Source organism: Anaeromyxobacter sp. SG17 (assembly GCF_022690695.1).
Lineage (GTDB): Bacteria > Myxococcota > Myxococcia > Myxococcales > Anaeromyxobacteraceae > Anaeromyxobacter > Anaeromyxobacter soli.
In genome coordinates this window covers 1-6,309 of record NZ_JALCYX010000130.1, presented here as the reverse complement: position 1 = coordinate 6,309, position 6,309 = coordinate 1, and the positions used below count along the sequence as shown (strand labels likewise).

Genomic DNA, 6,309 nt, shown 5'->3' with positions numbered 1-6,309 from the left:
GCCGGCGGCGAAGCCGCGCGCGCGCCGCGCGCGGTGAGGCCCGCCGGCCCGCTCACCGCGCGGCGTCGCTCATGCGCGCCGCGGCGGCGGGATCGACGCGCCGCGCGAGCTCGAGCTCCAGCTCGACGTCCCGGTGCTCGCGCTCGTCGCGCCCCTCGAGCGTGCCCGCGATCTTGAAGAAGACCACGCGGCAGGAGCCGCCGCCGAGCTCCGTCCCCTCGACGCGGTAGCGCACGTCCGACCCGTCGAGATCGGTCTCGGCGACCCAGCGGCCCCCCTTCACGGTCCGCGTGTCGCGGGCCTGGGAGAGGAGCTGCGACACGGTTCCGAGCGGCGCCTTGCCGATCGAGACGCCGTCGTCGCTCCCGAGGTCGAAGCCGCGCTCGTCGAGGAGGCGCAGCGCCGCCGGCCACACCTCGGCGAGCGGCCGCGAGAGGCCCTGCGCGTCCAGCGCCGCGCGGAGGCGCGCCTCGCGCTGGGCTGCGGCGCAGCCCGCCGCGAGGAGCACGGCGCAGGCGAGCACGCGAGAGGGCGAGAGGCGCATCGGACGCCATCATGCGCCCGCCGCGGAGGCCCCGCTCGGCCCATCCGAGGAGCGCCGGCGGGTGGGGCCGAGAGGGTGGGAGCGCAGCACCGCGCAGGTCGGCGCACCGCGCCGCCGGCGCCGGCCGGGCGCCGCGGCACCTGCCGCGATAGCATGCTCCCCATGCGTCGCCTCCTCGCGGTCGTCCTCCTCGGCCTCTCGATCGGCGCCGGCATCGCCGTCGTGTCCCGGATCTTCCTGCGCGAGCGGCCGCTGCCGTCGCCCCCCGCCGTGGCGACCCAGATCCGCGAGGTCGCCCGCCTCGAGACCCTGGAGGTGCGGCTCTACAAGAAGGTGAGCTTCGAGCCCGAGCCCACGCAGGCGGACTCGCTGTGGGGTGACGTCGCGGGCTGGCTGCGCCACACGCTCGCCGCGCCGAAGGGGAAGGCCATCGTCTTCGCCGACGCCTTCCTCACCCTCGACCTCGAGCGGCTGAACGCCACGAGCGTGGGCGTGCAGGGGCGGCGGGTCGACGTGGTGCTCCCGCCCATCCGCACCACCATCGCGATCCGCCCCGGCGAGACCGAGATCCTCGGCTCGAACCTCGACTCGGCCGAGACGGCGCGCCTGCTCGACCTCGCCAAGGTGGCCTTCGAGCGGGAGGTCGACGGCGACGTCGCGCTGAAGGCGCGGGCGCGGGCCTCGGCGGAGCGGCACATCCGGGCGCTGCTCGTCGGGCTCGGCTTCGGGGAGGTGCGGTTCGTGGACGCGCTCCCGCCGGGCGAGAGCGCGAGCTGAATATTCTGACGGGGGCTGCGCCCTGAGGATTCGTCACATCTTCGGCTGCTGACCGGGGGAGCGGCTTCGGTCGGCCGAGCGGCGCACCACGCGCTCCGGCTGGGCATCGACGGGTCGGCACGCGCACGCCGGGAACGCTCCGGGCGGAGCACTGCGGGGCGGCAGAGCGGTGAGCGTCACCAGCGGGGGCGCAGGGGATCGGAAGCCGGAAGTACGCGAGCGGTGAGCCGTCGCTCCAGCCTGGCGACCATGCGAAACCCGCCCTCCGTTCTGCCCGGAGATTCGGTCAGCTCCGTGGCGGCCGCAAATCACGGCGCCCACATCCCCAGCTGCATGACCGGACGCAGAGGTGCCACGTCAGCGTGCGCGGGCGGCGTCGGCCCGTCGCCCGCATCGCGCCGGAAGCGATCCATGTGCTCGCGCCCGAAGCTCCTCTCTGCGTGAAGCAGATTGTGGGCTCGGCAGGCGAGCCGAAGATTGTCGATCGTCGATGGTCCCCCGAGGGAGGCGGGTTGAATGTGGTCGAGCTCGAGCTTCCAGCGGCTCTTGCAGCGGCAGCCGTCCGGGCCGACCCAGGCGCAGCGCCCGCCGTCGCGTTTCCACACGGCCCGGCGCACTATCGCCGGGATCGTGGTCCTCGCCGGCGGCGTCTTCGCCGCGGCCTTCTTCGTCGCCGCGGCCTTCGTCGTCCCGGCCTGCTTTGCGCCCTCGTTCGAGCCTTCCTTGGCGTCCTTGGTCTTCCGCTCCGGCGCGACCGCGCCCTTGCGCTTGCCGTGCTTCTCGATGGCGCAGCGGATCGCCTCGCGGAGCACCGCCGCGAGGTCACCGTCCGGGACCTTGTGCGACAGGAGCGAGCGGAGCGTCTCGAGGTCCTCCTTGCAGGCACGGTCGAGGGTGACGCGGAGCGACCATTGGCTCTCCGAGACGGCGAGCGTCTCGGCCCGTCGCTTCGGCTCCGCGAGAGTGGGCTGGGGCGCCGGCAGCGCGCCGGCCGCAGGTCCCGGATCGAGGGTCGGCTCCGCAGGGCCGGGTGCGGTAGCCGCCTCGGCCCGCTCGGCCTTTGGGAGCTCTAGCGCTGCGCCCACCATGGCGGGCGCGCGTTCGGTGAGCTTGCGAAGGCCAGCACGCGGAGCGGTGCGCGCCTGGACGGAGACGACGAGGTGCTCGACCTCGGCCCGGGTCCGGAAGGCGGCGCGAGCGAGGAGGTCGTCCACGTTCTGCTCCGTGAGCACCTGGCCGAGGAGCGCCACGGTGGACAGGCAAAGACGCCCATCGCGCAGCGGAGCCTCGAGGATCGGGAAGCGGCGCAGCACCCGCATCGCCTGGATGCGCCGGCCGGCGGCGCCCTCCCGGAGGTGGAGCGCCTCCAAACAGTACGCCCAGAGGGACGCATGGCCGATCTCGACGAAGGCGCGGCGCCGATCGAATTCGTCGAGGTGCAGGAGGAAGTCGACCTGGACGTTCCGTTCCTCCCCGGCGAGCTCGCGCAGGCGCAGGGCGAGGACGTTCGACTCGAGAGCAGCGGGAGTGAGCGCAGACATGGGGATGCACCTCCAGTACACCCTTCGTAGCACGCGATCTTCGGAGCTCCGGAGACGCTCCAGGCTCGCGCCTGTGCGGCGTTCTCCGGCGCATCCTCGTCGTTGCCCCAAGGCGATCCGCGCGCGCTTCACGCGCGAGAAGCGTGCGCGAGAGCGGCCTTCCCGCGCCGCCCGTGTGCCTGAGCGCAATCGGGGCGAGAAGGCGTCAATGGAGAATGTTTCACCCACCGCAACTGGGACGCCTCGCCTCGCCGCGAGAAGAGCCGCGACACCGGCCGGCACTGCCGCTGGCGATAGTTGTCACCGTGGGTGAATATGGCCGACCTTCCATGACGCTCCAGCCCGTGCTCCGGGGCGAGCTGCGGAGGCGCCTTCGAGAAGTCCGCGCGCACCCCGCGCGAAGTCACTCCGTCGCCCCCCCGACACACGGCGAGACGCTCGCCTGCTCTGCCGCCCTCCCGCGTTCGACGGGGTCCGAGCACGAGCGCGTGCGCGGATCCCGTCGATGCCCGAATCCGACATGCGCACTGAAGCCGTCGTCGAACCACCCGCCGCTCGTCCGGCGAGTACCTGCACTTGTGATGAATGACTAGTGGCTGCGCCCCGCCCCACCGACGTCTGGACGCCGTCGTCGGAGCCCCACCCGGCTCGCCGGGTCCCGTGCGCCGCCGCGAGCGGCTTCGCCGCTTCCGCGGCGTCGCCCCGGCGGGCTCGCTTCGCGCGCCTATTCGCGAATCATGATCGGCCGTTTACCAGCGAACAGCAGCACTTCACGGTCGGAAGACCGCCGGGTCGTCCTGGATCGCGTCGACCGCGGCCGCGAAGCCTGCGAAGTCCCCGTACCGCTCGGGCGCGATCCGGCCGCGGGCGAGGTCGAGCCGCTCCTCCCGCACGAGCGTTCGGCCGTCGGCGCGCTCCGTGCGCTCGAAGGTGCCGAAGGGCGTCTCCACCTTGCGCGCCGCCGCGGCGCGCGCCGAGAGCCCCGCGGGCGCGATGATCTCCACCCGGGAGGTGCCGCGCTCCGGCGTCGGCAAGAGCAGCGCCGTGCGCCGCGAGGCGACCTGCACGTACCGCGACGCGAGCCGCGCCGGGAACACCTGCGCGTCGACCACGACGCCGCCGTCGGCGGCGCGGGCCAGCTCGGGCGCGGAGCCGCGCCAGCGGATCCCGAGGGGCGCGGCGGGATCGTCCTCGCCCTCGATCGTCACGTCCTGCACCGCGAACCCGCCGAAGGTGCGCGACAGCATCGCCTCCACCGCCTGGCGGCGCTCGGTCGCGTCGAGCTTCTCGAGCGCGGCCTTGGCGGCGGCGGCCATCGCGCCGAAGTAGCGATCGGTCCCCTCCACGTCGGCGCCGCCGTCCGTGCCGAGCGCGATCCGCACCGTCACCTGGCGCTCCTCGGGGACGAGCGCGCGCGCGGGCGTGTGCTGGAGCTCGAGCGCGTCGCCCGGCTCGGGCAGGACGAGCGCGTCCACGTCGAGGACGCTCGAGGGCAGCGCGCCGAACGGCGCGAGCCGGAGCGACGGATCCAGCCAGAAGGTCTCCTTCCCCGCCTCGACGCGCAGGAGCGGGTGCGTGAACTCGCCGGGGTTCGGGAAGCGGAAGGCGACGGCGCTCGCGGAGAACGGGCGCGCGAGCGCGATGCGCGTGCGCAGGCCGAGCTCGGAGAGGAGCGCCTTCAGGAGCACGAGCCGGCTCCCGCGGCCGCGCGACAGGACCGCGCTCGCGTCCTCGCCGAGCGCGCTCGTCGAGCCGAGGACGGTCCGCGCGACGTGGGCGTAGGCCGCGCGCGCGAGCGCGGCCGGCGGGGCGCCCGGCCCCGCCGAGGTGCGGAGCTCCCGGGCCAGCGCGCGGAGCTCCTCGGTGGGCTTCGTCCGCTCGAGGGCGCCGTCGCCGAGGGCCCGCTGGATGGCGGCGCGGTCGACCGCCGCGCCGACCTGCACGAAGGGCAGGTACTCCTGCATCGGCACCGCCTCGGGCTCGGGCACGAACGCCGGCACCTCGGTGCGGAGCGCGCGCATCACCTCGCGGCCCCCCTCGCGCTTCACCTCCGGGGCCGGCATGCCGTGCGCGTCCACCTCGAGGCCGAGCCCCTCGGGCGCGGTCACCACGTAGGTGGAGCGGAAGAGCGGCACGCCTCCCACCTGGAAGTAGAACGGGTCGGCGACGTAGCCGCCGCCGACGCCCGGCACCGCGCGCAGGTGCTCCACCTCCACGTAGTCGCCGGGCTCGAGGCCGGCGAGCGACACCGACCCCTTGGACGCGCCGGCGCGCTCGGGCTCCACGGTGCGGCCGCCGGGCTTCACCGTGCGGAGCACGAGCACGTCCGCGCCGTGGGGGACCGTGACCTCGCCGAACTCCTCCACGCCCTGCTGGTCGAGCACCTTCACGACCTGGTGCGTGCGCTCGATCGCGGCGCCCCCCGGGAGGACCTCGATCGCGGCGGCGTCGAGCACCATCGCCGCGGAGGTCGCGCCGCGCGGGCGCGCCCGCTCGTACGCGCGGATGGCGGCCTTGCCGTCCTCGGCGGCGCCGTCGAGCACCTCGTGCCCGTCCTGGAGCGCGAGCGCGCGCCGGAGCGCGAGGTCCGCGCCGTCGAGGAGGAGGGCCCGCTCGCGGAGCGCGCGCGCGGCCGCGGCGTCCCCGGCGAGCTCCGTCACGTCGGCGAGCTTCTTCGCGACGCGCGGGCTGCGCGGCCAGAGCTCCGCGACGACGCGGAGCGCCTCGACCGCGCCGGCGGGGTCGTTCGCCCCCACGAGCGCGCCCGCGCGTGACAGGGCGGGCTCGATGGCCCAGGGCCGCGCCGCCGACACCGGCGCGCGCGCCTCGGCGGCGCCGCGCGCATCCCCGCGCCGGCGCAGGTGCTCGGCGACGCGCGACGCGCCGTCCCGGCACTGGGCGATCGCGCGCAGGCGGGCGTCCTCGTCCGCGACCGCGCGGCGGCGGCCGGCGAGCGCATAGGCCAGGCCGGCGGCGCCGCACCGGCCGCTCTCCGCGACCGCCTTCACCGCGAGCTCCTCGGCGAGGACGCCGAGCCCGCGCGCCTCGGCGACGCGGGCCTTCGCCTCGAGCGCGGCACCCCGCGCCGCCGCCTGCGGGGCGAGCCCGGCGAGCACCGCGTCCGCGTCGTCGAGCCGCTCGGAGCGGCGGAGGAGCTCCGCGAGCAGGACGCGCGCCTCGGCGTCGTCCCGGTCGCGCTGGAGCGCCTCGCGCAGGTCGGCCTCGGCGCGCGCGCGGCCCACCTGGTCGTCGAGCGTGTCGTCGTCCTGGGTCGCCACGGCGCGCGCGACGCGCAGGGTCGCCGAGGCCGGCACGCGGGCGACCGCCCCGGCGAGCAGCGCCTTCGCGCCCTCGCGGTCGACCTGCGTCGCGTCCCGCGCGGCGAGGAGGGCGCCGAGCGCGAACCCGGCAGAGGGCTCGAGCGCGGCGGCGAGCGCGGCGGGGCCG

At 75.7% G+C, this 6,309-nt stretch carries 4 protein-coding genes; 1 reads left to right on the top strand and 3 read right to left on the bottom strand.

The features are described 5' to 3' along the window. Positions 1-52 precede the first annotated feature (52 nt). A complete protein-coding gene (locus MNY60_RS23085) occupies positions 53-544 on the bottom strand; it encodes a hypothetical protein (RefSeq protein ID WP_242356723.1) in 492 nt (163 codons plus the stop codon). Between the two features lie 162 nt (positions 545-706). On the opposite strand from MNY60_RS23085, the gene MNY60_RS23080 reads away from it, so the two are divergent. Beyond that, entirely contained in the window at positions 707-1,321 is a 615-nt protein-coding gene (locus tag MNY60_RS23080; protein ID WP_242341378.1) for a DUF4230 domain-containing protein, read from the top strand. 308 nt (positions 1,322-1,629) lie between these two features. On the opposite strand, the gene MNY60_RS23075 is transcribed toward MNY60_RS23080, so the two are convergent. Both MNY60_RS23075 and MNY60_RS23070 read right to left on the bottom strand, forming a co-directional pair. Further along, positions 1,630-2,862, bottom strand: coding sequence for an HNH endonuclease (locus tag MNY60_RS23075; protein ID WP_242356725.1), 1,233 nt, complete (start codon positions 2,860-2,862; stop codon positions 1,630-1,632). 770 nt (positions 2,863-3,632) lie between these two features. Further along, the coding region (locus MNY60_RS23070; protein WP_242362008.1) for a DUF3857 domain-containing protein at positions 3,633-6,309 on the bottom strand (2,677 nt) is incomplete at its 5' end.